Raw genomic sequence first — 26,946 nt, forward strand, 5'->3', positions numbered from 1 at the left:
GAGGGCCTCCGGGCGATGTGAATCTTGGTCGACTCACACCACGCCAGAAGGCCCTCACCCTTTTCAAGGTCATCGACAGCGTGTCGCCGATCCTCCACCGCTGTCACCAACGTCCATGGTCAGAACATCTAGGGCAGACGGATCCTTTGAGGCGCTGCCTACCGTCCAGAGCCTTGCCCCATCGACACGGCCACGGAAGTGCTTGACGTGCTAGATCGACTACATAAAGTGATTCCCTGCGAGTGATTATCGGGGGGATGTATGAGATCGCGAGCAGGGTGGGTGTCGGTCACGCTAGTCGTCGGGGCGCTGGTTCTGGGCTCGGCCAGAGCGGCGTTGGCGGGGACGCCCGGATGGAACGATTCCTTCGGTGACGGTCGGGTGACAGTGCCCGCCGATCGGTCGATGATCAAAGTGTGCGATGCCAAGGTGGACAACCTGGCTTACAAGGCTGTCTGGCACAACGACAATCCCATCGATGCGCGAAAGCCGTTCGAGGTGCGGGCGCCGCAGGGCGGTTGCGCGACCGACAGTTCCCTGTTCGGATCGGTGAAAGTCTTCAAGCTCTGTCAGGGACAGATCGGTACGGACAAGCGCGTGAAATGGGGTGCCTGCAGGGCGGCGGTGTGGCCGGGCGGTCGCTGACCGACCCCGCATGATGAGCGCCGAGGCGATGATGGCCGACCTGAGGTTCGGGGTCACGCACCTGTGCTGCCGCCTCCGAGGGTCTGCTGGATCTCGCCTTGCTTCTGTTCCACCACGGTCTTGATCAGGGTGGCCAAGCCCAGTGCGACGCCGGCGATGATGGCCGTGATGATGACCCACTCGACGGCGGAGGCTCCGCGTGTGGGGGCCGTTCGTGCGCGTTGTATCCGAACGGCGAGGCATGCTCGCAGGTAGATGACCCAGGGGTGGTTCACGCCGCCTCAATATCCTTCAGAGCAGTGCGGATGTGACTGACGGCGGTCTGGGAGTTACCTCGCAGGTCGCCGTCATTCGTGCGCTGATTACTCTTTGCAATATCTTGCAAGCGCATTGTTGCCGATTTTGTCGGTGCGTGAGGCGCAATCGCTCTGGAATCTGGAACTCCGGCCGGTCGATCCACGGTGCCCCTCCGGTTCGCTGTAGTGCCTCGCTCGACCACGTCCGCCAGCCAACCCCGGCATCCAGGCGTGCGTGCCGCTTTTGCCGGCCGCGTCCCGTGCTCACGGTTCGATCACAGTTGCCTGTGGCCGCCGAATGTGCGTGCACCGCCGTTATCAGGTGGCCGTCCTCCTTCTCGACCGGTGACCAGCCGGGTTGACGCGAGGGAGGGCGCTGATGACGGAGTACCGGTTCAACTCGCCGCCGGGGTGGCCGGCTCCGCCTCCTGGATGGAGGCCTCCTCCTGGATGGCAGCCCGACCCGTCCTGGCCTCCGCCCCCGGCGGGCTGGCAGTTCTGGGTGGCCGACGCCCCGCCCGCTCACGCACCCGTTCCGTCGCCTGCTCCTGCTCCTGCTGGGACGAACGGCCGTCACGCCATGCCGGTGCCTGAGGCTCCCGTAGTTCCCGTTCCGGAACGTTCCGGCGGCGGGCTGTTCGGCGGCAAGAAGCGGCTGGAGGCGGAGAACGCCCAGCTGCGGGAGTGGGTCGAGCGGCTCGGCGGCCTGGACGCGATGCAGATCACCGCCGCGACCGAGCTGTTGCGCGCGGAGCAGGCCCGGTTGCAGGTGGCGATCCAGGACGCCGATCGTCGGCTGCGGGAGATCGAGGCGCAGATCGTGCAGACCGAGGACGTCGCCCTGCTGCAGGAGGTGGGCGTCTATGAGTACCAGCATCCCCTCGGCGACGCGGTCGCGTACAAGGCGAAGCTGGCCGAGGTCAAGGACAAGATCAAGAGCATGGCCCGCGCCGGGCAGGCGGTGCTGGGCGCGACGAACTGGACGGTCAACGGCTCCGCTGCCGAGGGGCGGCGGATGGTGCGGGACTTTTCCAAGCTGATGCTGCGCGCCTACAACGCCGAGGCCGACAACTGCGTACGCACCATGCGGCCGTACAAACTGCAGTCGGCGATCGACCGGCTGAGCAAGGCCGGCGAGGCCATCGTCAAGCTCGGCAAGACGATGCACATCCACGTCAGCGACGACTACCACCGCTTACGGGTCTACGAGCTGCAGCTGACCGCCGAATACCTGGCCAAGGTCGAGGAGGAAAAGGAACAGGTCCGCGCGCAGCGGGAGCGGCAGCGGGAGGAGGAGGCCGCGCGCCGGGAGTTCGAACGCGAGAAGGCCCGCCTGCGTAAGGAGGAGTCCCACTACCGCACCGCGCTGGCCAAGCTGCTGGCGAACGGCGACACGGCGGGCGCGGAGGAGCTGAAGGCGAAGCTGGAGGAGATCGGCGCCGCGGTCGCCGTTGTGGAGGCGCGCGAGGCCAACATCCGGGCGGGCTATGTGTATGTGATCTCCAACATCGGCGCGTTCGGCGAGAACGTCGTGAAGATCGGCATGACCCGGCGGCTGGAGCCCGAGGACCGGGTGCGCGAGCTGGGGGACGCCTCGGTGCCATTCAAGTTCGACACCCACGCGCTGATCTTCAGCGACGACGCCGTCTCCCTCGAAGGCCGGCTCCACGACGAACTGCGCGAGCGGCGCGTCAACAAGGTCAACCCGCGCCGCGAGTTCTTCTACGCCACACCAGCGGAGGTCCGCGACCTGCTGGAGAAGATCGCCGGCCAGCACCTGCTGGAGTACCGCGACGTGCCCGAGGCGTTGGAATGGCGGCAGTCGGTGCACGGCGCTGCACCCGCAGTCTGAGTCCTGCAGGGCGGGAGCTGAGTCCCGCAGGGCGGGAGCAAGATATTCGTAATGTCCCAATACCGCTGCATCCGGCGGGATGCGGCGGGGGACATTCGTGATCAGAACCCCCCCACTCCCGTCACTGGTACGGGGGTGGGTTCTGATCGATAGCGACCGGGCGCGGTCGTTGGGGGAGCGGTCATGAGCATGTCCGATGGGGGAGAGGACACCGGGTCCAGCACGGGGTCCAGGCAGGTGCGGCAGCGGCGGCGTCAACGGGAGGCGGTGCCGCGGCCGCACGTGGTGAAGTTCGTGCTGACCGAGGAGGAGCACGCCGACCTCCGCACGGCCGCCGAACGCCTTGGGCTGGCGCACGGGGCGTACGCGGCGGAGGCGGTCTTGGCGGCGGCGCGGATGGTGAACCCGCCGATGCCCGACCCGCTGCGCGAGGCGCTGATCGAGCTGATGCACGCCGCCGGCCAGGTGCGCCGCATCGGGGTCAACCTCAACCAGGCCGTGGCGGCGCTCAACGCGACCGGCGCCGATCCCGGCAACCTCGTTCCGTACGCCGCCGCGTGTGCGCGGGCGGTGCAGCGGCTGGACGGAATCGCGGAAGGCGTCCGGAAGGTGATCCGGTGATCGGAAAGGTGATGCGCGGGCGCCGCGTCGGCGGACTGCTGTACTACCTGTACGGTCCGGGCCGGGCCAACGAGCACATCAACCCGCACCTCGTCGCCGGGTGGCGGCATCCGTCCGAGCTGGAGCCGGCGCTCCGGCCGGAAGGCGGGCGGGATTTCCGGAATCTGATCGGATTGCTCAACCAGCCGCTCGCCGCGCTGGGGGAGCGCGGTTACGCCGAGCCGGTGTGGCACTGCGTCGCCCGCGCCGGCCGGGAGGATCGGACGCTAACGGACGAGGAATGGGGCCAGGTTGCTCAGGAGATCATGACCCGCACCGGGCTGGCGCGGGTCGACGATGACGACGGAGTGCGCTGGGTTGCCGTACGGCATGCCGACGACCACATTCATATCGTCGCCACGCTCGCCCGCCAGGACGGCACCAAGCCCCGGACCTGGAACGACTTCTACCGGGTACGGGAGGCCTGCCAGGCCGTCGAACGCCGGTACGGCCTGCGCCTGACCGCACCTGGAGACCGAACTGCGGCGCGCCGGCCGACCCGCAGCGAGACGGAACAGACCCGGCGGCGCGGGTGGGACGAGGTGCCGCGGACGGTGCTGCGGCAGCACGTCGTCACCGCAGCCGCCGGAGCGGCCTCGGAAGAGGAGTTCTTCCGGTCGTTGGACGCCGCGGGCGTGCTGGTGCGGCAACGGATGAGCCAGCGCGATCCCGGCGAGGTGACGGGGTACGCGGTGGCGTTGCCGGAGCATCGCAACCGCGTCGGCGAGCTGGTGTGGTTCGGCGGTGGCAGGCTCGCCGCCGATCTCACTCTTCCGAAACTCCGCGCGCGGTGGAGCAGCGGAAGCGATCACCACCCCGGCGGAACGGGCGCGGACGAACGTCGGGAGATCTGGGAGCTCGTGACGACGGCGGCCCGGAAGGCCGCCGCGCAGCTGCGTGAAGCCACAGCCGGCGAACCGTGCGGCGCGGCGGACGTGCCGGGTGCCACCTCTGACCTGCTGCATGTCGCGGCGCGCCTGCTGAAGGACCGGAGGCTGCACAACGCCGCAGAGGCCTTCGATCGCGCCGCGCGGGAGCCGTACGCGCGGATTCCGCCCCCGACACGAGCAGGGCTGGAGCTGCGGAGGGCCGTGCGAAGGCTCGCTGCCGGGACGCGAGGGTCCGCAGGATCGCTCATCGCCGACATCGCGGCGCTGGTCGCCGCGGTGGCCGAACTCCGTACGGCGCAGGGCAGGATGGCCCAGGCGGTCGCGGCACGAGCGGCGGCCCAACAGCTCGCCGTGGCGTCACCTGCGGCGGGTGCCCCGGTGCGGCTGGCCGCGGCGGACTTCCCACAACCCGTCGCCAGGCCGCTCGGCGCGGATTCCGGCCAGAATCCGCGCTCGTCCGGGCGTTCCACCGGTCCTCCGGCACCATCTGCGTCACCTCGGCATAGGTAGCTGGAAGATCGTTATTTTTGCTCGTGCGACTCGGCTCTGAGCTGCGCTGTTGCACCGGTGTAGCTGCCTATCGTGGTTGATCATCTTCGCTTCGTGATCGACCCGGGGGTGGCGTCGTGACAGCCAGCAATCCGTTCCGAGGCCGGAAGGCGATGTGGCGGTCGGCTGCCGCAGGAGTGCTGGCAGGCGCCGCAGCGCTGGGCGTGGCGGGGACGGCTCAGGCGGACCCGCCGCCCGGGTGCCCGCACCTGACCGGTACGGCAGGCCGGTACGTCGACAACACGAAGTTGTGTTCCGCCATGCAGCGCGAGGTGCAGAACTGGCTCGCCGGCAACAGCATCGACGTGGGCCGCGCCGTACGGGACTCGTGGCGCGGGCAGGCCTCCCAACCGGCCCCGGAGCAGCCCCAACAGGTCGTACACCTTCCGCAGGTCCCGCAGCAGCCGGCACCTGCTCCAGCCGCCGCACCTTCTCCCGTGGCTACAAAGAGTCCCGAGAAGCCGGAGGCGGCACCTGTGAGCCGTGATCGGGAAGCGGAGGAGCATCACGTCCGGAACCGGCCCCGGCGCGATCACCGGCGGACGCCAGGCCATCATGCGGCGAGCCCGTCAGCAGCGGCCACCGGCGACAAGCCGCAGTTGATAGAGGAAGTGGCGGCGAGACGCGGGCTTGGCTGACGGCGGCGCTCCAATACTGGACCAGTGTCGACGCTCGAAAACGGACCCATCTACCGGCCTCATGGGCCTAGATCGGGAAGGTGCTGAGCGTGGAGGACTGGGCGGAGATACGCCGGCTGCATAGAGCCGAGCAGATGCCGATCCGGGCGATCGCCCGCAAGCTGGGTGTGGGTCGCAACACGGTGCGGCGGGCGTTGGAGTCGCAAGGACCACCCAAATACGTCCGCGAGCCGTCCGGATCGATCGTGGACGCGGTGGAGCCGCAGATCCGGCAGTTGCTGCAGGAATGGCCGGACATGCCCGCGACGGTGATCGCCGAGCGGATCGGCTGGCAGCGGGGGCTGACCGTGCTGAAGAAACGCATCCGGGAGCTGCGGCCGCTGTATGCGCCGCCGGACCCGGCGTCGCGGACCAGCTATCTCCCTGGTGAGCTGGCTCAATGCGATCTGTGGTTCCCGCCGGTGGATGTGCCGCTGGGATGTGGGCAACACGGGCGACCGCCGGTGCTGGTCATGGTCAGCGGATATTCGCGCTGGATCAGCGCAAGGATGCTGCCCTCGCGCCAGTCGGCGGACCTGATCGCGGGCCAGTGGGTGCTGCTGCGGCAGTTGGGCCGCGTCCCCAAGGCGCTGGTGTGGGACAACGAGGCGGCGATCGGCCAGTGGCGGGGCGGACGCCCGCAGCTGACCGAGGCGATGAACGCCTTCCGCGGCTGCCTGGGCATCAAGGTCATCCAGTGCCGGCCCGGCGACCCGGAGGCAAAAGGACTGGTCGAACGCGCCAACGGCTACCTGGAGACCTCGTTCTTGCCGGGCAGGTCCTTCACCGGCCCGGCCGACTTCAACGCCCAGATGGCCACCTGGCTGCAGCGAGCCAACCAGCGTCATCACCGCCGCATCGAGTGCCGGCCCGCCGACCGGCTGGCCGCCGACCTCGCCGCGATGCTGGAACTGCCGCCGCTGCCGCCGGTCACCGGCTGGCACCTGACCACCCGCCTGGGGCGGGACTACTACGTGCGCCTGGACTCCAACGACTACTCGGTGCATCCCTCGGTCATCGGCCGCCGCATCGAGGTCACCGCCGATCTGGACCAGGTGCGGGCCACCTGTGACGGACGGCTGGTCGCCTCCCATCAGCGGTGCTGGGCAGCCCACCAGACCATCACCGCACCCGAACACGACCAGGCCGCCCGCGCATTGCGCGCACTCGCCCGGCGGCCGTCGCCGCCTCCAGCGGTGGACACCGACGTCGAGCAGCGCAAACTCACCGACTACGACCGCCTGTTCGGCCTGGGTGAGCACCAGGTGGTGACGCGATGACCGCGAAGAACGCCGTGGGCAGCCGTGACGCCACCGCTGAGATCGCCTACCTGACCCGCGTGCTGAAGGCGCCCTCGTTGGCCGCATCTGTTGAGCGGCTGGCCGAACGCGCCCGCGCCGAAGACTGGAGCCATGAGGAGTTCCTGGCCGCCTGCCTGCAACGAGAAGTCGCCGCCCGCGAGGCCCCCGGCGGGGAAGGCCGCATCCGGCTGGCCCGCTTCCCCGCCCGCAAGTCGCTGGAGGAATTCGACTACGACCACCAGCGCTCCCTCAAACGCGAGGTCATCACCCACCTGGGCACTCTGGACTTCGTGGCCGCCCGGGAGAACGTGGTCTTCCTCGGCCCGCCCGGCACCGGCAAGACCCACCTGTCCATCGGGCTGGGCATCCGCGCCTGCCAGGCCGGTCACCGGGTGCTGTTCGCCACCGCGGCCCAATGGGTCGGCCGTCTGGCCGAGGCGCACCACGCCGGGCGCCTGCAAAACGAGCTCGTCAAACTCGGCCGGATCCCGCTGCTGATCGTGGACGAGGTCGGTTACATCCCGTTCGAAGCCGAAGCCGCCAACCTGTTCTTCCAGCTCGTCTCCTCCCGCTACGAACGAGCGAGCCTGATCGTCACCAGCAACAAGCCCTTCGGCCGCTGGGGCGAGGTATTCGGCGACGACGTGGTCGCCGCCGCCATGATCGACCGCCTCGTCCACCACGCCGAGGTGGTCTCACTGAAAGGAGACAGCTACCGGCTCAAAGACCGTGACCTGGGCCGCGTGCCCGCGGCCAAGACCAACGACTAGATCAACAAACGGGTCCAGATTCGAGCGTCGCCCCTGGTCCCACATTCGGGATCAGGCACACTTTCCGTGATCGGACCCCGGCTGAGCTGATCACAGTTCAGGTGTTCTAGCCAGTAGCTCGCCTCCCAATGGCGACGATCTGCGGCGTGTTGATCAGTGAGATGGTCGCGGTCTTGTTTCCCCACCTCGCCCGCGTGCGCATCGACCAGGTGTTCCGTGCGGGAACGACGGTGCGGATCCGAGCCAGAACCGGCACCATGGAGGCCGCGTGCCCGGACTGCGGGATTCAGTCACGGCGCAGGCACAGTCACTATGAACGGCGGCTGTCCGACATCGCAGCCGGCGGCCAGGAACTGCTCATTCACCTGCGGGTACACCGATTCTTCTGTCGTAATACCTCCTGCGCGAGGGCGACGTTCGCCGAGCAGATCCCCGACCTGACGGTGCGATACGGCCGCCGCAGCATCCCGGCGGGCAAGGTATTGCGGGCGATTGCGCTGGCGCTGGGCGGTCGCGCCGGGGCCCGGCTTACCCAGCGCTTGGCCACCTCAGTGAGCCGGACGACGCTGATCAGACTGATCCGCGGCCTGCCCGAGCCGCCCCTCCTGGCGGGTCCACGGGTGCTCGGCGTGGACGACTTCGCCTACCGGCGGGGCCACTCCTACGGCACCATCCTGATCGACATCTCCACCAGCACGGTGGTCGACGTGCTGCCCGACCGGACGGCCGACACTCTCGCGGCCTGGCTGCACACTCACCCCGGCGTCGAGATCGTGTGCCGGGACCGGGCCAGCGCCTATGCCGAGGGCGTGGCCCGCGGCGCACCACATGCGATCCAGGTGGCAGATCGCTGGCATATTTGGAGGAACCTCGGCGAGGCCGTCGAACGCACCCTCACCCGGCACCGCCATCATCTGCCGTCCCTGATCCCCCCGGTCAGCGTTCAGCCCACACCTTCTCCACCTGAGCAGGCGCCCACCCCACCTCGGTCGCCCGCCGACCGCGACGACCGGATCGCCGTCCGCACCCGGGAACGGCATGCCGTCGTTCACGCTCTGCTGAGGCAAGGCCACGGCGTCCGGGAGATCGCCCGGCGGCTGAACCTTGGCCGCAACACCGTCCGGCGTTTCGCCCGCGCCGCCAACCCTGAGGACCTGCTCGTACACATCGGCACCGGCCAACGCCCCAAGGCATTGGACGCTTATGACGGCTACCTGCGTAAGCGGTGGGCGGAGGGATGCACCAACGCCGAACTCCTCTGCCGTGAACTGCGCGATCTTGGTTACTGCGGCGTAGCACCGTCGTCCGCCAGTACGTCCGCCCCTGGCGAAGGGGCCTGCCACCTGCACCGGCTTCGCCCCGCCCGCCCACGGTTCGGCAGGCCACCGGGTGGTTCCTGCGCAACCCCGCCCGCCTCGAACCCGGCGAGCAACGCCAGCTCGACGCACTCACCGCCTTAAGTCCCCAACTGGGAGCGCTCCGGGACCACGTGCGCCAGTTCGCTGAGATGATGATGAACCGCCGCGGCCGGGACCTGGAGGCATGGATCAACGCGGTACTCCGCAACGACCTGCCTGACCTTCACTCCTTCGTCACCGGGCTACGCCGCGACCAAGACGCCGTCACCGCCGGCCTCACCCTGCCCTACAGCTCTGGGCCCGTCGAAGGGCACGTCAACCGCACCAAAATGCTCAAGCGGCAGATGTACGGCCGCGCCAACCCCGATCTCCTGCGCAAACGCCTCCTGCTGGCCGACTGACCAGGGTCAGATCACGGAAAGTGTGCCTGATCCCACATTCGAGCGACGTTGACAGAGAACAAGCAACTCAAGGCCTGGATCCGGGAACTGGAGCTGGAACGCGACATCCTGCGCCGGGCGGCCAAGTTTTTCGCCGGGGAGGCCAACTGGTGAGTCGCTTCCCGTTCATCGCCGACCACGCGAGTGCCTTTGGGATGACCGGCGACAAAGCTGTTTCAGCCGGGCGAAGAGTCGATGTTTCCTCGTACGGCTTGCAGCGCTTCGTGTAGATCGTCCCAGGGGAAGGAGACCGCTCCTGGTGCACCTGAGTTGGGTGCGGGGAGACGCTCCCAATCGAGGATTATCCGTACGCCCCATTCCTCGAGCCGGGCCACGCTGCTGGGGAAGGCGGGGTGCCTCGCGAGCGCGTGGTTGGGCCAGGGGACGGCGACGATCGGCAGGCCGAGGCCGAGGGCTTCGTTCAGCAGACCCAGCGCCAGGGTGTCGCTGATGCCCTGGGCCCACTTGTTGGTCGTGTTGAAGGTCGCCGGGACGACCGCCATGGCGTCGGCCGCCGGCAGGACGTCCGGTTCCTCGGGCCGCTTGTAGTCGTGCCGTACGGGATAGCCGGTGAGCGTATTAAGCCGCTCGGCGTCGATGAACTTCGTCGCTGACGGCGTCGCGATGATGCAGACCGTCCAGCCGTCCGCCTGAAGGCGCTCGACGAAGGCGGGGAGGTCGCCCGCCGGCCGACCTCCGCACGCGATCACATACAGAACCGGCTTGCCTTCTGCCATATCCCGCCGTTCCCCATTCCTCTGAGATCACCATCGGTTACTATCCGCTGACTCACGGGCACGGTTACCGTGGTCGAGGCGAACACTACGTCCCCAACGTGAGGTCGTGCCATGGCGACTGAGCACGTGGAAAGTGGAGAGCTGGACCGGCGCATTGGTAGGCGCGTCCGAGCGCTCCGATTGCGCCGAGGCCTTGGACTGCGCGCGTGTGCGGAGTTGTGCGGACGGACGGAGGAGTGGCTGCGCCAGGTCGAGCGCGGTGAGCAGCGCTTGGACAAGCTCTCCACCCTCGTCGCCCTTGCGAACGTGCTCGGCGTACGAGATCTGAGCCTCATCGTCGAAGACCGGCTTCAGGGCATGACGTGCACCGTCACCGAGGGCGGCAGGATCCGGCACGAGGCCGTCCCCGCCATTCGCCAGGTGCTGTCCACGCCGATCTATCCGCCGCAGCCCGTGGCCGACCTGCTCGCCGAGAGCGAGAAGCTGCGGAGTCGGCTGGCCGTCGCCTGGTCGGCCTGGCACGGGTCGGCCCGGCCGTACACCGCTCTGGGCGCGGTGGCGCCCGGCCTGCTACAAGACGCACTGAACCTGCACCGAGCGGCCGCGCCCAGCATGCGGCGCACCACCTGGGCGCTTCTCGCCGAGACCTTCCAGCTCGCGCAGCGTTTCCTCTACTGCGTCGGGGAGGCCGAGCTGGCGGCTCGCGCAGCCGACCGTGCGATGGTCGCCGCCGAGGAGACCGACGATCCGCAACTGATCGCGATCTCCGCCTGGACCTCCACGATGGCCGCAGTCGGGCGCGGACAGACTGACGAGGCCTTCGAAGTGGCGTCGACCGCGGCGACTTACGTGGAACCGAGGTCGAGTTCCTCGCAGGCCGTGCTTTCGGCGTGGGGTTCCTTGCACCTGTTCGCCGCCATCGCCTGCGCGAAGAACCACCGCGGCGCCGACGCCTGGCGGCACTGGGACCTCGCTCACAGGGCCGCCTCCGCTCTCGGCCCTGCTCACCACAACCCTCTGACGATGTTCGGCCAGGCCAACGTCGCCATCTACGGCGTCGCGATAGAGGTGGAGACAGGGCGCTCCGGCGCGGCGATCGCCCGGGCCAAGGCCATCACCGTCTCCGCCATCCCTTCGACGAATCGGCGGGCCCAGCACCTCCTCGACCTGGCGCGAGGGCACATGCGGCAGCGGGATTTCGACGCAGCCCTCACCTGCCTTCGGATGTCGGAGACACAGTCGAGGGAGACCGTCGTCTTCAACCCGCTCGCACGTCAGACCATCAGCGAGATGATCGAGGCGAGGCGCCGTCCTCCGGCTCTTTTGCTGGACCTCGCGACAAGAGCCCGCGTCATCGCCTGAATGCCACCCCCAACCGCTGGTTGGGTTTGCCCACGCGAGCCGGCCGTACGGTCGCGCCATGAGTACGCAGCTTGCCGATCCGGCGGTGGTCCGCGACGCGCTCCAGTCGCTCGCCACCGCACTCGAAAGGCCGGGGCTTCGCCGCGCGGCTCCGTAGCGGTGAGGGGTCCTCGCTCCACCTCTTCGTGATGAACCCTGAGGCTCCCGTCCTCACGGAACACATCATGATCGCGCCGGATGCGGAGGGGGAGTGGAGCTTCTGGTTCCCCTGGCCCGAACGGATCGCCCTCGTCACGAACGTCACCGAGGCCGCTGACCGCATCGAGTGTGTGCTGGCCGAGGTCGACCGTTAGCCGGAGCGTACCCGTATGGTCTCGCACGGTGCGACTCGCGGCGCTCCCAAGGACGCGCAGCTTCCCGCGCCGTTCCACAGTGTCCACGTCGCGCCACCGCAGACAGGCTGCGAAAGGCTCGTGTGGAGGAAACCGACGGCCCGGTGCACACACCTGCGGGTACGACGGCACACGTGTGAGTGCCAGCCGGTGGTCTACGAGCTGTGCGTTTCCGGCGGCCTGGTGTTCATCCGCCGCACCGTCCGCAAGCCGACCGGTCAGTCCGTACGCGAGACGGAGTGGCTCCTGACGGCCAGAGCCATGGAGCTCTGGCAGCGCCTGCTCACCGGGCAGGCCCGATAGCTCCCCCTCCACCAGGAAACCCACGTCAGAAGGAGAGTGCCTCAATGACCCTGAGCGCCCAGCTCGACGCGTTCGCCGTCGAATTGCCGGTCGCCTTTGACCCGCGCTGGAACCGTATCCCCGGGATCACCGTGGACAGAGCCACCATCACGGTCGACCCCGAGAAGTACTTCTTCCGGTTCGAGAACTCCACCTGGCTCCTGTGCGACTGGAACCTCGTCGCCAGCCAGCTTCTCGGCATCGAGGAGTCCGCGGAGACCGCCGTCGAACAGCTCGCACTAGAGTTCGTGCAGGAGCACGGCTACTCCACCTCCGACGCCGGCCGGGTGCTGGCCACGGCCTGGGAGGTCTACAGCTACCTGTTCCGCGAGGAGCACCTGCCCACCCTCGGCTTGCCCCAGATCACCGCCGACCACCTGCGGATGCTCCGCGAGGCCGCCACCTTCATGGCGCTCAACAAGGTCGAGCTGGATGGCCACATCTCCAACGTCGGCCCGTGCTGGTTCTTCCCCGCCGCGACCTCCGTCGTCTACGAGCTGGACGAGGAGGACGGCGGCATGCTCGACGAGGTCTACCACGGCACAGGGGTCGACAAGCACTGTTCAACGAGTACCGCCGCATCGAGTCGATCAAGGCGCACGCCGCGCTCGGTGGCCGGCTGGTCCACGGATGCCAGTCCGTGCCCAATCAGTCCGGCGGAGCCTGCGTGCCGTACGGCGCCTCGATGCAGACCTTCCGCACCCAGCTGACGAGCTTCCGTGAGGAGTGGCTCGCCAAGGTCTACGCCTGCCGCACCGCCAGCTGACCCTTCCCGTACGGCCCGCGCTTCGATGAGCGCGGGCCGTGCGCCCCAGATACCGAAGGAGTAACCGTCGTGGACGACTCGACCGTCACCCGGCTGTGCGCCGAGCTTTGTACCAAGGCGAGGTTCCCGGGTGAGCCGAAACGCGAGCCGATGCGTGCCTGGTCGCTGTCGGCGGTGGAACGCCTGCACTTTCCCGACAGCTCCACGGCCATCTTCAAATTCGCCGCCGAGCCGTTCACCGGCGAGGACCGAGCGCTCAAGCTGGCCGCTGTCCATGGCGTGCCCGTCCCCGAGCTGTACGCCTCCGCCGTCATCGGCGGCATCCTCGGCATGCTGATGCAGGACCTTGGCGAACCGGTCCGGGAGGCAGCGGACGACGACGGGGTCAAGGCGGCGGTCGTACTCCACCGGGTTCGCCCCTCGGAGATTCTGCCGACGACCCTCGACGCCGACGAACTGCGGGCCCTGCCCTTGCGCGCGCTCGCACACCTGGACTACCTGCGGCAGGTCCGCCGCTGGAAATCCACTCTCGACATCGCCGAGATGCTCTCCGCCCTGGACAAGGCGGCTCCCGCACGTGCCCAGGGGGCGGAGCTGGCGCCGTTCGGGCTGTGCCACTCGGAGTTCCACCCCAGCTCGCTGCACGTCGGGCGGACGGGATGGCGGCTGCTCGACTTCGCCCGCGCGTTCAACGGCCCCGGCCTACTCGACTTGGCCTCCTGGCCCGGAACTCAACAGCCCGCCAACGTCCAACGGGTCCGTCGGCTGATCGAAGCCTACGTCGCTGTCGGCGGATCGCAGGAGGCCTTGGCGCCACGGGGTGGTCTGTCCGCCGAAGCATGGGCCCTCGGCTGGCACCGGGTCTGGATCGTGGAGTGGTTCATGGACCAGACCGTGCACTGGATCAACGACCCGACCAGCGATCCGGCCTACATCAAGGCCGTACGGCGTCACCTCCGCGAAGCCGTACGGCTGCTCGCGCCATGAACCGCCAGGCATGGCAGGAGCACGCCCGGCAACGTCAGGCCGTCGAGTCGGCACTGCCGGCGGCGGCTCCGTCTCGCATGTACTGGACGCCGGAGCCTGACGGCGGGCCAGGAGCTGAGATCCTGGGACACCTCGCCTGTGCGCGCGTCCTCGAGTTGGGGTGTGGCACGGGCCATCACCTCGCCCACCTCGTCGGAGTCCATGGCGCCACCGGAATCGGCGTCGACATCTCCGAGAGGCAAATCGAACGGGCACGTACGCGCTATGGGCACCTGCCGGGGATCGCCTTCGTCGCCGATGACGCGGTTGAGTTCCTGGCGACGCCGTGCCATCCGTACGACGCCTGCTGCTCCGTCTTCGGCGCCGTGGGGCTCACCTCCCCGAATGCGCTCGTTCCGTTGATTGCGCGGGTGCTGCGGCCTGGCGGGGTGTTGGCCTTCGCCGTTCCGCATCCCAGACGCAGTGACCGGGGCACCACGTTGCTGTTGCCGTCGGGCGGCAGAATGCCGGTCCGCCGCTGGAAGCCGAGCGTGCTCGCCTGGGTCGCGCTGCTGTCGGCAGCCGGTTTCCGGGTCAAGGACCTTCAGCACCTGGGTGAGTCGCCGGCAGGCCCGAACACCTTGCTCGTTGTCGCCCGTAAATCATGACGGTTCGAGGAGGCTGTCGTGCCCGAGGTTTATCTGCTCATCGACGTCGACGGCGTGCTGATCCCGTTCCCCGACAGCGAGGGGAACGGACCGGCTACTCACGTGAGGCACAGCGTCGTACCCACCGGCTATGACGCGGGCTCACAGGTCCCCATATGGCTGGATCCCACGCACGGGCCCATGCTGGCTGAGCTGATCAGCGAGCTGCCTCTGACACCGGTCTGGTGCACCAGTTGGCGTGGCGACGCCAACCCCTTGATCGGCGCCAAGCTGGGCCTGGAGCCGTTCCCGCATGTAGAGCTGGCCCGTCAGGACATCACGACGAGCCACCCCAACGGCTACCTCTGGAAACGGGACGACGTCTCGGCCTGGCTCGGCACCGCTCAGGCCGTCTGGATCGACGACGACTTCACCCCCGCCGACCACGTCTGGGCCGCAGGCCGGACGGCAGCAGGAATTCCCACCTTGCTCGTCCAGCCGGATCCCAAAGTCGGTCTGCTGCCGACGCATCTGGAGACGATCCGTTCGTGGATGGCCGGACTCGTCGGCATGCCCTCCCGGTCCTTCACGTCCCTGCGCGATTGATACAAGCGTCGCCCGAGCAGCCTGTCAGCAGATGGGCTTGCGATACCGGGATAGGCGCAGTTCGTATCCGTCTCGGCGCCGGCGGCGGTGAGTACCGTGCCGCCGCTGGTCGTGGCGTTCCAGATCCAGGGCAGCACGTGGTGGACGGGGGGAGGGGTCGGGTGAGGCGCAGATGGCCTGCCGTAGGGATAGGCGCAGCTCCTGCAGATCCTGCAGGTCCGTCACCGCGTGACCGAGGGCCCGTTGCCGTCCGTCCCGGGCGGTGGCATCGACAAGCGCCATCGCCTCCTTGAAGGGGTCGGCCGTCGGCTGCGTGTCAGCGACGGGAGCCTCGAACTCGGTGCCCGGCACTACCTGGAGCCGGGCTGCGCGCCAGGTGCTCCAGTCGGTTCCGATGCCGTCCAAGGCGGCCAGCAATAGTTCGACGGCGCGCCGATCTGCGTCGTCGCCGTTCCCCCAGACAGCGGTGATCAGCGGGATGACCTGAGCCCAGGTGAGGTGGTTGAAGCGCGTCCGCGTCTGGGCGGCTGGCGGTGTGTGAGGCATCGGCGGAGTCAGGTAGGTGAGGTCGATGCGGCGAGCCGGATGATGATGTTCGGCCAGGGCGAGGTACCCCGAGAGCTGCCCTCGGCGGTGACTTGCGGTCTCGGTCTTCAGCTCGATCATCCACAGGCGCTCGGGCCATAGCATCGCGTAGTCCGCTGCTCCGCCCTGTTCGTCGTCATGCCGCCGTGGAAGGTCGAACTCGTCGACGAACTGCGGCCGAACTTCCCAGGCGCCGGTGCCGAACGAGAGCGCGTCCAGCACAAGCAGGAAACGGGCTGCGCGATCCGAGGGAGTGTTGGGCGTGTTCCATCGCGGATAGGGGTGTTCACGAGTGAGGCTGGCCTGGGACTGTGAGAGGGTTGAGAAGATCGCTTCCCAGGCTGCAGATGATCGTTTCCCATCACGGCTCGGAGATTCAAGATCTTCTGAGTGATGTACCAGCGTCGGGCGGCATTGAGCACCGCTACTCCGCCGATCATGTGGGTCCGCGGATCAGGCTTCTACGCGTCTTGATCAGGTCGGACGACTGCTGCCTACCAGTGTCAGCTACCGGTGCCTGCAGGCATACACCTTCGTACCAGGCTGGGGCGCCCCCAACGCGCCGACTCTCTAACAGCACGCCAGGGTGGTCACTGGTCTGTGGCCACGGCTTCCCTATTGCACCGGCTTCAGTACCGCCTGCTGGAGCACTACGCCCTCGCCGTACTTGCCCTCCAGACGTTGCTGGAGCTCCTCGCTGGCCACCCAGACGCCCACGACCACCTGCTCCTTCATGATGTCGACGGAAGTCGAGGTGATGGGCTGGCCAAGATCCTCACCGACGAACTCCTGGATCTGCCGCAGCGTTTCCAGGCTGCGCTGGGCCTGGCTGACGCAGAGCGCGCCGCCCCAACTCTCCCGGATCCACGCCTCCCTGCCGGCCAGGTCGCCCGTGGACTTCACGTTCAGCACCAGCTTGGTTGGGTCGTTGGCGTACTTCTCCGCCCACTCCCGCTTGCTGCCGTCGTAGCCGGGGATCGAGTCCAGATAGCTCTGGTCCAGCCACACCCCGCCCACGGCTTCTTCATTCTCCAGCCGCTGCTGAGTCGCCTGGAGCGCTTCCTGTGTGGTCTTGGCGGGATCGGCTGGCCGCCAGCCGCCCTCCGGGACGGGGCACGGGCTGTCGAACCTGTGCTCCTCCGGTCTGCCCTGGACCGCCGCCCCTGGTGGTTCGGTCAGGGTCAGCCGGGAGCCGTCCCAGGTACCGACCACCCGATACTGACCCCACTTCGTACCCTGGACGCTCTCGTGCTGGACCTTGGACCAGTCCCAGCCGACGATGTCCGGCCCATCGCACTGGAGTGGCAGCGACTGGGCCATCGCGGCGCACATCTGCGGCCCGTGACCGGGGTTCTCTAGGACGGAGACGGCGTCGGCCGCGTACGTAACCGGCTCGTCGGCCGCCACTCCGCTGCCGCAGGCGGTCAGCACGATGAAAGCAAGGAAGGCGAGTGAGCGCATGACCTTCAGACGTGCGAGCGCTCCGCCAGGTTCAGCAGCATGGGGGTGTTCAGGAATGGGTTCTTTGGATAGGGGCCGCCGAGGATCAGCATGGTCAGCAGCCGCTGGCAATATTCTTCCCGGCCGAGCCGGAGCCGTCCTAAAAGCCGCAGAGGATCTTCGGTCGCCATGACCCTCACGATCCCACGGCTCGGCTCGGGCCGCCCAGGGCCAGGATGGCCGAGCGCACGAGAGCCGGGGGAGGAACCAAGGCCTTCCCGCTCCCCGCCACTACCTCGTCGGCTTGCTTGCCTGCCGCCCGCCGTCCGGGTTGGACCTTGAGGCTGCCGTGACCGCGCCGACGGTAGCCACCCGGATGTTCGAGGTGTATTGCGATGCCGTCGCTCTGTTGACCGCGGTGGCGTCGTCGAAGAGTGCCGAGACCTGAGCGGGATTTCGGCGGCGGTCGAGGATGGACAGCGCGACCATGACGCTCGGACGCTCCCCAGGAGTGGCCGTATCGAGAGCGGCTCGATTCAGATCCGCAAGCACCGCGTTCGTGTAGCCGACGACTTCTCGGTACGCCCCCACGAGGGCTCGTACCCCGGATGCTCCCACCTGGCCATTCACGGCAGCACTGGTTCTCGACATCGCGTGGATCGCTTCGATCTGGCCAGGGGCGGTGACCTGAGCCAGGTCATGCTGGCCGAGTACGGCGAGGGCTTCTGCGGCGTGCCGGACGGAAAGCAGGATCTGCGACATGTCCGCGGTCGTCGGCGCCAGCTCGGCTGGGGACTTCAGCGTCGGCAGGTTACGCAGCTCAAAGGACCACTCCGGGTTGGTCGAGATGAGACGGCCCATGCGAATGGTCATCTGGTCAAGGTGATCCGCGGGGCCTGGACGCCGCTGGTCGAACAGGAGCCGCTGCCAGCCGTGCCGTACGGCCTGCCAGCGGTCGAGCACACGGTGAAGGCCTTCCGCGGACAGGCGTAGCGTGCGGCGGACGAGCAGTTCGCGGGCGGGATGCAGTTCGGTGTGCCGCCGGGTCAGCATCGCTACGGCCTGGTAGGCGCAGTGGAGGGCCACGACAGCGGCGGTGGCGTTGCGCCGGCAGTCCGCGGACGACAGCTGTCCTCCCGCCTCGGGCTGGGCCGTGCGTATCCCCTCGGCGTTCGTGATGATCCCGGCGCAGAGCTGCTCGACCGAAGCGGTTGCAGGTAGCGCCGAGGGCGGCTGGGTCGCCCTGAGGGGTACGGCGGCCAGCGTCTCGGTGGCTCCCGGCGCGGTCACCCGGAAGGCGATGTCCCCCGCGGTCTGCAGGGCGGTGGTCAATCGGTCGAGTCGCACGCTGTCCAGGCCCGCTCTGCGCACTTCGGCTCGGGCCGCCTTCATGACTCGGCCGAGGAATTGTGCCTGGCGTGCCACGACGTCCAGCACCGCGTGCCGGACGCCCATGTCCTCAATCGCGTTCGCCCAGTCCGATCGGGGGTTGTAGTGCGTCTTCAGCAGGTCATGGCCGGTGCCGAGGGCGAGCGCGGCGCCGGCGACATGGACCGGGACGGGATGCGAGGTGTTGCGACTCCGGCCGGCGAGTTGCCGGTCGAGGTCGCGCAGGATCACGTCGGCTTCCTGAAGCAGGACGCGCGGATGGTTCACCCGGTCCCACAGGTGGGACAGCTGCTCGTGCGCGGGGGCGCGTTCGGGCGCGAGATCGTCCAAGTATCGGAGCAGGACCGTCGTCATCCGGCGCGCCGGCTCGATCGTCGCGACGGCGGCGACACCGGAAACGGAGCGTTCGGCGCAATAGACGGCGGTGTTCATCTGCTCGGACGCCTCACGCAAGAAGTCGCCGAAGACGGTTGCCATGGCCGTTCACCCGCCCAGGAAAAGCTGGATGCGGGTGCCGCAACGTGAGGCGGTCAGCGCGGCAAGCCGGGCGTCCGGGGTCTTCAGATCGAGAGCCCTTTCGGCCATCACCTCCCGGATGAGCCCGCCCAGGGCAGCCATGGCTTTTGTGACAGCCGACCGGTCGTCGGCGTCCTTGAAGACCAGCGGCATGTCGTACGCCGTGGCGGGAACCGACCTCAGCGCGGACGCGCCCTCGAACGCGGCGCTTCCGGCCGAGACCCACGCCGGAAACTCCTCTGGGGCGCTCGCGCCTTCCATGGCTCTGGCCGCCTCCGATGCGACCAGGAACGCGTGTAGAGCGGTATCGACGTCGCGCCATGCCTCCAACTCGGCGTGCGCCTTGGACAGCTCATCGATCAGGGACATGAGACCTCCTAGTGATTCAGACATGACTGTCGAGTTCGGGCTCATCCGCCGGGCTATCCGAAGCGGATTCTGTGGAAGGGCCCCACCAGCCAGGCGGGGCGGGTTCGACGTTGGCCAGGTGGGGTTCGAGGTGTTCGTCCTCGCTGCACTGATAGAAGGGGCCGCGGGCACCGAGCAGGATCGGCAGCTGGTGGTCGAGGTGATCGCGGTACCACACGCCCATGCCGGTGCCGGCCTCCAGACGCAGCGCCTCCCAGGCGTGCCACAGCGCCGTGAGCCGCGAGATGGCCTCGGCGTGCCTCCACCACTGGGCGCACCAGCGGAACTCCCCACCGAGCGTCCGCCGGTACATGGGGACGAAGCGCTCGGTCACCCATTCCTCGACCGTCTCGTAGACCGGTTCGGTCATCGTGCCGCTCCTTCCGCGATGAGCCGTTCGAGCCGTTCACGGCAGGCCTGGATCCGGTCGGCGTCGCGGCTCTCGTACCACGGGAGCAGCGAGATCAGGGCGGGACGTCCGCCGGTGGCCAGCAGCAGTGCGGTCCCCGGCGGTAGCGCGCGGATGGCGGCGGGTTCGAGGATGTCCTGTCGGCGCAGCGAGATCTGCTCCGACGCCCGGCCGTCGGCGTACGAGACGGAACGGACGGGCACGTCGTGCTGGCCGACGAGCGTGGCCAGGTCGCGGGCCAGGCGCGGGGAATCGACGCCTGCGCCGATGACCTTGCGGGTCGCCGCGCCCCACATGGCGGCCATGCCCGCTTCGCCCCACACGGTGACGCCCTGCTCGTACGACTGGAGGATCGTCACCGGAACAATGCCGCGCGAGCCGAGGTGGTTGTACAGCTCGGGCAGGTCGGCGATCCGGCAGATGTTGGCCGCCTCGTCGAGGGAGACGACCATCGGCGGGTCGAGCCTGCCGCCCATGCGCTCGGCCCGGCGTTCGGCGGCCCGCATCGCGGTGTCGGTGAGCGCGGCGATGAGCGGCGCGGCAGCCGAGCGCGACTTGGACAGCAGGTAGAGGGTGTCGGTTCCGGCGGCGAAGGCCTTCGGGTCGAAGACCGGCAGGGCCGACGGCGTGACCCAGGAGATGATCGCTTCGTCGCGCAGTGCTTTGGCCGCCGTACGAGCCGTCTGGTAGATGCCGTCGCGCGTCTCGACCGCACCATTCTGTGCGCCGCGCAGCGACGAGGCGAGCAGGGAGAAGCCCGCGGCCTCCAGCAGTTCGACCGGTGTCGGTACGGCAGGCGTGTCGAGCCACTTGGCGACATCGCGCATCGTGCGGCCGGAGGAGGCGGCGGCGAGGAACAACGCGCAGAGCAGGTCCTGCGCGGCGGGTCCCCACAGGTCACGCTTGGTGCCGTCGTCGACGGTGAGGACGAAGTGCCCGGCCAGCCGGTGAGCGTCCTCTACCGTCGAGAGCCCGCGCAGCGGGTCCCACCACCAGGTCTGCGGCTGATAGGTGATGTGCTGCGGGTCGAACAGCCACACCGTGCCCTCGGCAGCGCGAAGGGTGGCGGTCGCCGCCCACAGGTCGGATTTGTTCGACGTGGCGATGACCGGCCCGGGAGCCGAGAGCACGTACGGAATGCTCAGGCAGGTCGTCTTGCCCGACCTGGGGGCCATGAAGGCCACGATGGTGTCCTCCCAGGAGGCGTACAGCGTGGGCCCGTTGCGCATCAGGTCGCCGAGCGCCAGCCCGATGTCGCAGGGCATTACCGGGCCGGACAGAGACGGCCGCAGCTCTCGGGCCTTCTTCTCCGCTGCCTCCGGCTTCAACGTGGCGAGGCCGGGGTTGTCCGCGAGGGCGGCCACCGGATCCACGGGATCGGGGAGCCGTCCGATGACGAACCACCAGGCGGCCACGACGACGGCGAGCGCAGCGATGATGAGGACCGCGGCAACCACGACAACGGCAAGCGTCGGCGTGCCGGGCCACGCGGAAGCCGTACGGCCTTCGATCACACGCCACGCGAAGTCGGCACCGAATTCGCGGACTCGCCCACCGAACAGACCGGCCGCGACGCGGGCCGAAATCCAGATGAGGCCGAAGAAGGCCACGACACCCCACCCAGCGAAGAGCGCCACCCATGCTCCGGTCGCGCCGTGCGGGGTGAACCCGGTGCGCGGCCCCACCGCCCTCGTCATCGGATCGCCTGATCGGTGTCGTAGAGCTCGTGCTCGACGCCGACGAGCGCGAGCTCGACCGGAATGCCGAGCCGGTCGCCGGTCTTGATGAGGTACTTGCCACGCCCCGGGTGCCGTACGCCCGGCTGCCAGGAGTCCGGTGCGGACCAGGATGCGACGAGTTCTTGCTCCGGCCCGGTGAGGCGGGTGATCTCACTGACGCGAGCCAGCTCACGCGGAGGCAGCCCGGCCAACACGGTGATAGCGCTGCGGTCGATGAAGCCGCGGGCCTTGGCCCGGTCCTCCTCGGTGGGCAGTGCCTCCAGATCAGCAAGCGAGTGGGTGATCATGATGGAGGCCATGCCCTTGGCGCGGTTGAGCCGGGTCAGGCTGTCGGCGTACTCGACCAAACCCGGCGCCCCGCGCAGCGCCCGCCACAGCTCGTCCATCACGGCCAGGTAGGAGTGGCCGGTGGTGCCGTCGACCATGGCGAAGCCGTACGCCCAGGTGCACAGCATGGCGGCGGTCAGCAGCTTGTCGCCGGCAGCGCCGACGCGGGAGATGTCTACGGAGACCGCGGGCGCGGTCAGGTCGATGGAGCGGGTGGTCGGCCCGTCGAAGACGCCGGCGAGCGAACCCGTGCAGAGCAGTTCGAGGGTGAAGACGAGGTCGCTGACCCGCTCGCGGTACCGCTCCGGGTCGTCGGTCCGCGCGGCCGATCGCAGCGCTTCGGGGCCTTCTTCGAGTACGGCGAGCACATCGGGCACGGTCGGTGCGGTGAGTCGTTCGTCGAGCAGATCGATAGCCCGGCCGAGGATGACCTCTTCGGCGTTGCCGACCGGCGCCTCGCGGATGAGTGTGCACAGCGCCATCAGCAGCGAGAGCCGCCGTCCGCGCAGCTCCCAGCGCGTACGTTCGGCTTCGGCCCCGCGCTGGGTCCGTACGGCGGCGCCGAGCGGGCCTGCGTCGAGAGGGTTGATGCGGTCGAGGCCGCGACCGACGCGGATGACCTGCCCGCCGACGTGCTCGACGAGCATCGTGTAGTCGGGCTTGGTGTCGCCGAGGATCAGCGCGGTCGAGCCGGACGCGATGGCCCCGACGATGAGCCGCTTGACCAGGGTCGACTTGCCGGTCCCCGGCTGACCGAGGACGAACACGCCCGGGTTGGTGACCAGCCCGGCGCGCAGCCAGGCCAGCGGGTCGAGACACACGACCTCCCCGAACAGCTGATGGCGGCCGATCGGTGTGCCGACGGCGGGGGAGCCCGAGCCGGCCACGAACGGGAACAGCCCGCACACCTGGGCGATGGTCGCCTGAAACTCCGCGCCGGCCTCGACGTGCACGGCGCATCCGCCGTACGGCTCTCGCCAGCCGCGTGCGGGAGTCTTCACCATGACCTCCTGGTGAGCTCGGCCGGGCAGACGCCGCAGGGCAAGGTGGTGGCGAATCCGGCGGACTGGCTGCCCTTCTGCTCATCGCGATACCGCTCGGGCTGATCCTGGCGCTCACCGCCCTGAGCGGCTCCGTTGGCTGCGGTCAGGGGCAGGACGGTGACATTCCACCGGACTACCTACGGATGTATCAGCAGGCCGGGCAGAGGTACGGCATCCCCTGGCACGTGCTCGCGGGAATCGGCAAGGCCGAAAGCGACCACGGGCGCGGTACCGGCGTCGGTATCCGGGAGGGTGCCAACCACGCCGGCGCGATGGGGCCCATGCAGTTCCTCGGTTCGACCTGGGCGGCGTACGGCGTAGACGGGAACGGCGACGGGCGGACCGACGTCTACGACCCGGCCGACGCTATCCCGTCGGCGGCGAAGTACCTGAAGGCGAGCGGAGCGCCGGCGGACATGTACCGGGCCATCTGGCGCTACAACCACGCCGACTGGTACGTCCGCCGGGTCCTCGACTTCGCCCGCGGTTACTCTTCGGGCTCGGCTGGTGTGGGGGAGGAGCTGTGCGCGCTTCCCGCGGCGCCGACTGCCGTGGCCGGCCGTGTCCTCGCCTACGCGCGGATGCAGCTTGGCAAGCCGTACGCCTGGGGAGCTGAGGGGCCCGGCGCGTTCGACTGCTCCGGGCTGACCATGCGCGCATATCAATACGCGGGAATCCTGCTGCCGCGCGTCGCCGCCGACCAGTGGCGCCAGGGCCCCGCTGTCACTCGCGGCCAGGAGCAGCCAGGCGACCTGGTCTTCCTGCACCCGGGAGCCGACGGGCCCGGGCACGTCGGGATTGTCGTCTCTCCCGGCCAGATGATCCACGCGCCGCACACCGGAGACGTCGTGCGCTACGCGTCCTATTCCGCTCGTTCCGACGTGGTCGGGTTCACCCGACCGGCAAGCTTGATGGAGAAGAGATGAAGGGCCTCACCCTGGCCGAGCTGCAGCAACTGCCTGCGACGGTCGACCTGCTCACCGCCGCCCGGGCTCTCGGGCTTGGGCGGACCAAGGCGTACGAGCTGGCCAAGAAGGGCGAGTTCCCCTGTCGCATCATCCGCGTCGGCGTCGCCTACCTCGTCCCTACCGCCGAACTACTCAAGCTCCTTGGAGTGGAGTCGCAGTCCGGGGGCAAGCCTTGATCTACTTGGGGGTTGATGTCGGAGGACTGAGCGCCACCGGACGCACATGGCCTGCCGCTTCCGCTGTCCTCAGCCTCGTACATCGCATCCGCATGACGTGATTCTGCTTGCTGTCTGTGCATGCCAATCGGTCTGTCGAGCGAAAGTCGAGTGGGCACACGCAGAGCTTGTGCAGTCGAATTCGTACGAGACCGAGGACCGCGGAGCAATGGTCAAGGCCTGTGGATCACGGATTCCTGAGCGGCTGTGGGGACGGGTGATTCTGAGGGGCGTTTGACGAGTTGCCGTTGATGAAGACGACGCCGGCACGGATGAGTGCGAGAGGTGGGCACGGATCCCGCCGAACAGGGCCGTTATCGCACCGTGGTGCAGGACGTCCAGGCCGTCGATGCTGTCTGCTCCCGCGAGTATTCCGGCCACGATGCTGGTGACATTGGCGTCCGCTGGGCACCCCCACTGTTCATCGTCCTGCTCGACTCCACCTTGTCCGCCATCAGACGGGCGAGCCCGCACCGCTCGGCAAGTCGCATCACCGGAACCAGCCCGGCGCACTCATGTCATCGAACGCAGCGGACACCGCCGAAGCAACATGGGAGATCTCAGAAGTGCTTTGTTGATCGCGCGTGAAGAACTCGCGTCATTGCAGGCCACTCAGTCTGCTGCGCTTGCTCGGCAAGACACTTCGTTGATCTCTTCCAGAGTGGGTTGCGCTTCGAGAAAATCCTGCGTCAAAGGTAGGCGTTCACTGAAGTGTTCCCGCCAATCCTTGCTGCCGACGTATTTTTGCAGGGCGATTCGGAGGCGTTCGCAAGTATCATGATCGCCCTTGGGTATCGCAAATCCGGTGGATTCGCGAGGGCCGAACCTGATCCCATTGATAAATTTAGTACCTTGTTGCTCTGCCAGGTGTATGCCGGCGAGTGTCAATCGGTCTCCGACGATCGCGTCCACGGTACGCTGATACAGCCTGGTGAGGCAGTCACCAAGGCTCCGTGGCGCGGTGATCTGTACCCTCATCTCCTTCGTCAAATATACGAGTGTCGTCGAACCCGCAACCGTGCATACACGCCGCCCGGAAAGGTCGGAAGTTTTTTCGATACCTCTTTCTTGATGACGAACCAATACGCCCAGTCGCGCGGACGCGAGCGGACCGACAAAGTCGACTTGTCTTTCTCTGGGTGCGGTTATGCCCAGCGTGCCCGCGATATGAACTTCGTTACTGGCCAGCGTCCTTATCGCATCTTCTCGCGCCACCTTCTTGAAGGTGAAACCTCCCTTGAAGCCGGCGAGGGTAAGCAATCCCTTGATTGCCTTTTTGTTGTAGCTCGAATCTGCTTCGCTATTGCGATTTCCATCGTCTTTCCAGACTCCGGCCACTACGCGCGTGGCATCGAGGAATGAGTCCGGCGCCTGGGGCACGTAGGTGCTGCCCGGGAGCAGAACGAGCGGCAACATCGCGAGCAGGGCACGGCCAGTCTTCGCCGTAGCGCTCGGCGCCTTTTTGCGGGAGCGGGAAGTGGCCGGACGAAGTCCTTGTCGAGAAGACAGTTGGGTGACAGCAGGCGGGGGCGGGGGTTTGATCGGCCCCCGTGTCACGGTGAGATTTCCGGCGGTGCCGACGGAGCGGCGTTGCGGGCGGGGGAGGCCTCGGCCAACCAGTTCTTGGTCGATGTGGCGGTGGATCTGATCCAGGGTGAGCGGGCCGGGCATGCGTAGTGCGTTCAGCAACGCTCCGGTGAAGGCGGTGTTCCGGGCACCAAGTGGGGCGTGAGAGAGGGCGGTCGCAGGCGTGGACGTCAAGGTATAGGTGCCCGTCAGATCAAGCTGCCCCAGGGCGAGGCTCCTCCGGTTGCTCATGACTGTGACGGCCTGGCCGGAGAAGCAGCAGTCCAGTAGGAGCACGCGAGCTTTGGCGCGAGCGCTGCCGACCATGCGTTTTACAAGGTCTACGTGGATGGCGGAGAAGCCGACGTGTTCGGCATCTGTGCCGGTCAGAGCGAAGTGCAGTACGCCGGTGTCGTCGAGGACTCCGTGTCCACAGTAATAGACCAGCAGCAGATCCTCCGCCTCACGGACAGCGGCGGTCAGGGCCACGCCGACAGCGGCCTGGTCTGCGGGATCGGCCAATATCTGACAATGATCGGCTGTCAGGAGGCCATGTACGGGATGCGTCAGCACTTCGCGCAGGTCTTCCAGATTCCTGCGCACAGCCGGGATGTCAGGCAACTCCGGGTCGCGGAAGGTACCTGCCCCGATGAGTACCGCCCGGCTGCCCCTGCCGTCCAGGAGCGGCTTACGACTCACTCTGCCGCTCGACAGCCGCCGGAAACTGTTCCGCCACCTCCCGCAGCACCGCCGCCGGGTCCGCAGCACGACGGATATCCACCTCGATACGCCGCCCGTCGGCAGCAGTGACGGTGACCTTGACGTCGGTACGGCGGGAGGTAAGCCAGGTGCACACCGATTGGATCAACACCGCCACCGCGCCACCGGAGCCCACCGCCACCGTCAGCAACTCCACCGACGCGCCCATCTCTCCCGGCTCTGGTGCTCGCCGTTGAGGCCGTACCCGCCCTCGCAGTTCATCCTCCGAACCAAGCCAGTTGAACAACTCCACAGCGTGGAGCGCGGCCTCCGCACCCTCGACGACTACTTGCAGGTCCACTGCATCGGACAGCTCAGACACGAGG

At 68.0% G+C, this 26,946-nt stretch carries 29 protein-coding genes and 1 pseudogene; 18 read left to right on the forward strand and 12 right to left on the reverse strand.

All coding sequences use genetic code 11. The annotated features are described in order from the left end of the window. Positions 1-282 precede the first annotated feature (282 nt). The gene (locus tag FLX07_RS29885) at positions 283-645 is read left to right on the forward strand and encodes a hypothetical protein (RefSeq protein ID WP_142575037.1); all 363 of its coding nucleotides are present in this window, start codon (positions 283-285) and stop codon (positions 643-645) included. A gap of 53 nt (positions 646-698) precedes the next feature. On the opposite strand, the gene FLX07_RS29890 is transcribed toward FLX07_RS29885, so the two are convergent. Beyond that, positions 699-920: a hypothetical protein gene (locus FLX07_RS29890; RefSeq protein WP_142575038.1), complete on the reverse strand. Its 222-nt coding sequence runs from the start codon at positions 918-920 to the stop codon at positions 699-701. Between the two features lie 601 nt (positions 921-1,521). On the opposite strand from FLX07_RS29890, the gene FLX07_RS29895 reads away from it, so the two are divergent. The 8 genes and pseudogenes from FLX07_RS29895 to FLX07_RS38060 form a co-directional block, all read left to right on the forward strand. Next, positions 1,522-2,793: an SNIPE associated domain-containing protein gene (locus FLX07_RS29895; RefSeq protein WP_223854143.1), complete on the forward strand. Its 1,272-nt coding sequence runs from the start codon at positions 1,522-1,524 to the stop codon at positions 2,791-2,793. A 183-nt stretch (positions 2,794-2,976) separates the two neighbouring features. Continuing rightward, a complete protein-coding gene (locus FLX07_RS29900; protein WP_142575040.1) occupies positions 2,977-3,414 on the forward strand; it encodes a plasmid mobilization protein in 438 nt (145 codons plus the stop codon). Beyond that, positions 3,411-4,853, forward strand: coding sequence for a relaxase/mobilization nuclease domain-containing protein (locus FLX07_RS29905; RefSeq protein ID WP_142575041.1), 1,443 nt, complete (start codon positions 3,411-3,413; stop codon positions 4,851-4,853). Before FLX07_RS29900 ends, FLX07_RS29905 begins: the two co-directional genes overlap by 4 nt. Before the next feature lie 757 nt (positions 4,854-5,610). Then, the gene (istA, locus tag FLX07_RS29910; RefSeq protein WP_142575042.1) at positions 5,611-6,849 is read left to right on the forward strand and encodes an IS21 family transposase; all 1,239 of its coding nucleotides are present in this window, start codon (positions 5,611-5,613) and stop codon (positions 6,847-6,849) included. Continuing rightward, a complete protein-coding gene (gene istB / locus FLX07_RS29915; protein WP_142575043.1) occupies positions 6,846-7,640 on the forward strand; it encodes an IS21-like element helper ATPase IstB in 795 nt (264 codons plus the stop codon). Before istA ends, istB begins: the two co-directional genes overlap by 4 nt. 146 nt (positions 7,641-7,786) lie before the next feature. Then, positions 7,787-9,100 (forward strand): ISL3 family transposase, encoded by a 1,314-nt coding sequence (locus tag FLX07_RS29920; protein WP_208762456.1) that lies wholly within the window; start codon positions 7,787-7,789, stop codon positions 9,098-9,100. Continuing rightward, on the forward strand, positions 9,037-9,399 hold the full coding sequence (locus tag FLX07_RS37210; RefSeq protein WP_223854155.1) for a transposase: 363 nt from the start codon (positions 9,037-9,039) through the stop codon (positions 9,397-9,399). The genes FLX07_RS29920 and FLX07_RS37210 overlap by 64 nt, the downstream gene beginning before the upstream one ends. Positions 9,400-9,453: 54 nt before the next feature. Continuing rightward, positions 9,454-9,578 (forward strand): annotated as a pseudogene (locus tag FLX07_RS38060) (IS3-like element ISRhosp5 family transposase); the annotation flags it as partial. Positions 9,579-9,614: 36 nt separating this feature from the next. Here FLX07_RS38060 and FLX07_RS29925 read toward each other — a convergent pair. Further along, positions 9,615-10,175: a flavoprotein gene (locus FLX07_RS29925; protein WP_142575044.1), complete on the reverse strand. Its 561-nt coding sequence runs from the start codon at positions 10,173-10,175 to the stop codon at positions 9,615-9,617. 111 nt (positions 10,176-10,286) lie between these two features. Here FLX07_RS29925 and FLX07_RS29930 point away from each other — a divergent pair, with 111 nt between their 5' ends. The 7 genes from FLX07_RS29930 to FLX07_RS29955 all read left to right on the forward strand — a co-directional run bounded on the left by FLX07_RS29930 (position 10,287) and on the right by FLX07_RS29955 (position 15,256). Continuing rightward, positions 10,287-11,537: a helix-turn-helix domain-containing protein gene (locus FLX07_RS29930; RefSeq protein ID WP_142575045.1), complete on the forward strand. Its 1,251-nt coding sequence runs from the start codon at positions 10,287-10,289 to the stop codon at positions 11,535-11,537. A gap of 224 nt (positions 11,538-11,761) precedes the next feature. Then, a complete protein-coding gene (locus tag FLX07_RS38585) occupies positions 11,762-11,890 on the forward strand; it encodes a hypothetical protein (RefSeq protein ID WP_263407699.1) in 129 nt (42 codons plus the stop codon). Positions 11,891-12,079: 189 nt separating this feature from the next. Next, positions 12,080-12,232: a hypothetical protein gene (locus tag FLX07_RS38065; protein ID WP_223854144.1), complete on the forward strand. Its 153-nt coding sequence runs from the start codon at positions 12,080-12,082 to the stop codon at positions 12,230-12,232. Positions 12,233-12,276: 44 nt separating this feature from the next. Beyond that, entirely contained in the window at positions 12,277-12,981 is a 705-nt protein-coding gene (locus FLX07_RS29940; protein WP_208762458.1) for a hypothetical protein, read from the forward strand. A gap of 125 nt (positions 12,982-13,106) precedes the next feature. Next, positions 13,107-14,024, forward strand: a complete 918-nt coding sequence (locus FLX07_RS29945) for a phosphotransferase family protein (protein ID WP_208762459.1) — start codon at positions 13,107-13,109, stop codon at positions 14,022-14,024. After that, a complete protein-coding gene (locus FLX07_RS29950; protein ID WP_142575047.1) occupies positions 14,021-14,671 on the forward strand; it encodes a class I SAM-dependent methyltransferase in 651 nt (216 codons plus the stop codon). Before FLX07_RS29945 ends, FLX07_RS29950 begins: the two co-directional genes overlap by 4 nt. An 18-nt stretch (positions 14,672-14,689) precedes the next feature. Then, entirely contained in the window at positions 14,690-15,256 is a 567-nt protein-coding gene (locus tag FLX07_RS29955; protein WP_142575048.1) for an HAD domain-containing protein, read from the forward strand. 24 nt (positions 15,257-15,280) lie between these two features. Here the strand turns inward: FLX07_RS29955 and FLX07_RS29960 are convergent, their stop codons facing one another. From FLX07_RS29960 to FLX07_RS29990, 8 genes are all read right to left on the reverse strand, one after another. Further along, on the reverse strand, positions 15,281-16,063 hold the full coding sequence (locus FLX07_RS29960; protein ID WP_142575049.1) for a hypothetical protein: 783 nt from the start codon (positions 16,061-16,063) through the stop codon (positions 15,281-15,283). A 393-nt stretch (positions 16,064-16,456) separates the two neighbouring features. Further along, positions 16,457-17,302: a hypothetical protein gene (locus FLX07_RS36725; RefSeq protein ID WP_167748438.1), complete on the reverse strand. Its 846-nt coding sequence runs from the start codon at positions 17,300-17,302 to the stop codon at positions 16,457-16,459. Between the two features lie 5 nt (positions 17,303-17,307). Next, positions 17,308-17,472, reverse strand: a complete 165-nt coding sequence (locus FLX07_RS36730; protein WP_167748439.1) for a hypothetical protein — start codon at positions 17,470-17,472, stop codon at positions 17,308-17,310. A 100-nt stretch (positions 17,473-17,572) separates the two neighbouring features. Further along, on the reverse strand, positions 17,573-19,147 hold the full coding sequence (locus tag FLX07_RS29970) for a hypothetical protein (RefSeq protein WP_142575051.1): 1,575 nt from the start codon (positions 19,145-19,147) through the stop codon (positions 17,573-17,575). Between the two features lie 6 nt (positions 19,148-19,153). After that, positions 19,154-19,555, reverse strand: coding sequence for a hypothetical protein (locus tag FLX07_RS29975; protein ID WP_142575052.1), 402 nt, complete (start codon positions 19,553-19,555; stop codon positions 19,154-19,156). A gap of 16 nt (positions 19,556-19,571) precedes the next feature. Then, positions 19,572-19,964: a DUF4913 domain-containing protein gene (locus FLX07_RS29980; protein ID WP_142575053.1), complete on the reverse strand. Its 393-nt coding sequence runs from the start codon at positions 19,962-19,964 to the stop codon at positions 19,572-19,574. Then, a complete protein-coding gene (locus FLX07_RS29985) occupies positions 19,961-21,700 on the reverse strand; it encodes a type IV secretory system conjugative DNA transfer family protein (protein WP_142575054.1) in 1,740 nt (579 codons plus the stop codon). The genes FLX07_RS29980 and FLX07_RS29985 overlap by 4 nt, the downstream gene beginning before the upstream one ends. After that, on the reverse strand, positions 21,697-23,073 hold the full coding sequence (locus tag FLX07_RS29990; protein WP_142575055.1) for a hypothetical protein: 1,377 nt from the start codon (positions 23,071-23,073) through the stop codon (positions 21,697-21,699). The genes FLX07_RS29985 and FLX07_RS29990 overlap by 4 nt, the downstream gene beginning before the upstream one ends. A gap of 182 nt (positions 23,074-23,255) precedes the next feature. Between FLX07_RS29990 and FLX07_RS29995 the strand changes: the two genes are divergently transcribed. Continuing rightward, positions 23,256-24,038, forward strand: a complete 783-nt coding sequence (locus tag FLX07_RS29995; RefSeq protein ID WP_142575056.1) for a C40 family peptidase — start codon at positions 23,256-23,258, stop codon at positions 24,036-24,038. Beyond that, entirely contained in the window at positions 24,035-24,256 is a 222-nt protein-coding gene (locus FLX07_RS30000; protein ID WP_142575057.1) for a helix-turn-helix domain-containing protein, read from the forward strand. Before FLX07_RS29995 ends, FLX07_RS30000 begins: the two co-directional genes overlap by 4 nt. Positions 24,257-24,907: 651 nt before the next feature. On the opposite strand, the gene FLX07_RS30005 is transcribed toward FLX07_RS30000, so the two are convergent. Beyond that, positions 24,908-26,629, reverse strand: a complete 1,722-nt coding sequence (locus FLX07_RS30005; RefSeq protein WP_317984483.1) for a caspase, EACC1-associated type — start codon at positions 26,627-26,629, stop codon at positions 24,908-24,910. Beyond that, positions 26,550-26,942: an effector-associated constant component EACC1 gene (locus FLX07_RS30010; RefSeq protein ID WP_142575059.1), complete on the reverse strand. Its 393-nt coding sequence runs from the start codon at positions 26,940-26,942 to the stop codon at positions 26,550-26,552. Before FLX07_RS30010 ends, FLX07_RS30005 begins: the two co-directional genes overlap by 80 nt. Between the last annotated feature and the right edge of the window lie 4 nt (positions 26,943-26,946).

The organism is Microbispora bryophytorum, assembly GCF_006874465.1.
Lineage (GTDB): Bacteria > Actinomycetota > Actinomycetes > Streptosporangiales > Streptosporangiaceae > Microbispora > Microbispora bryophytorum.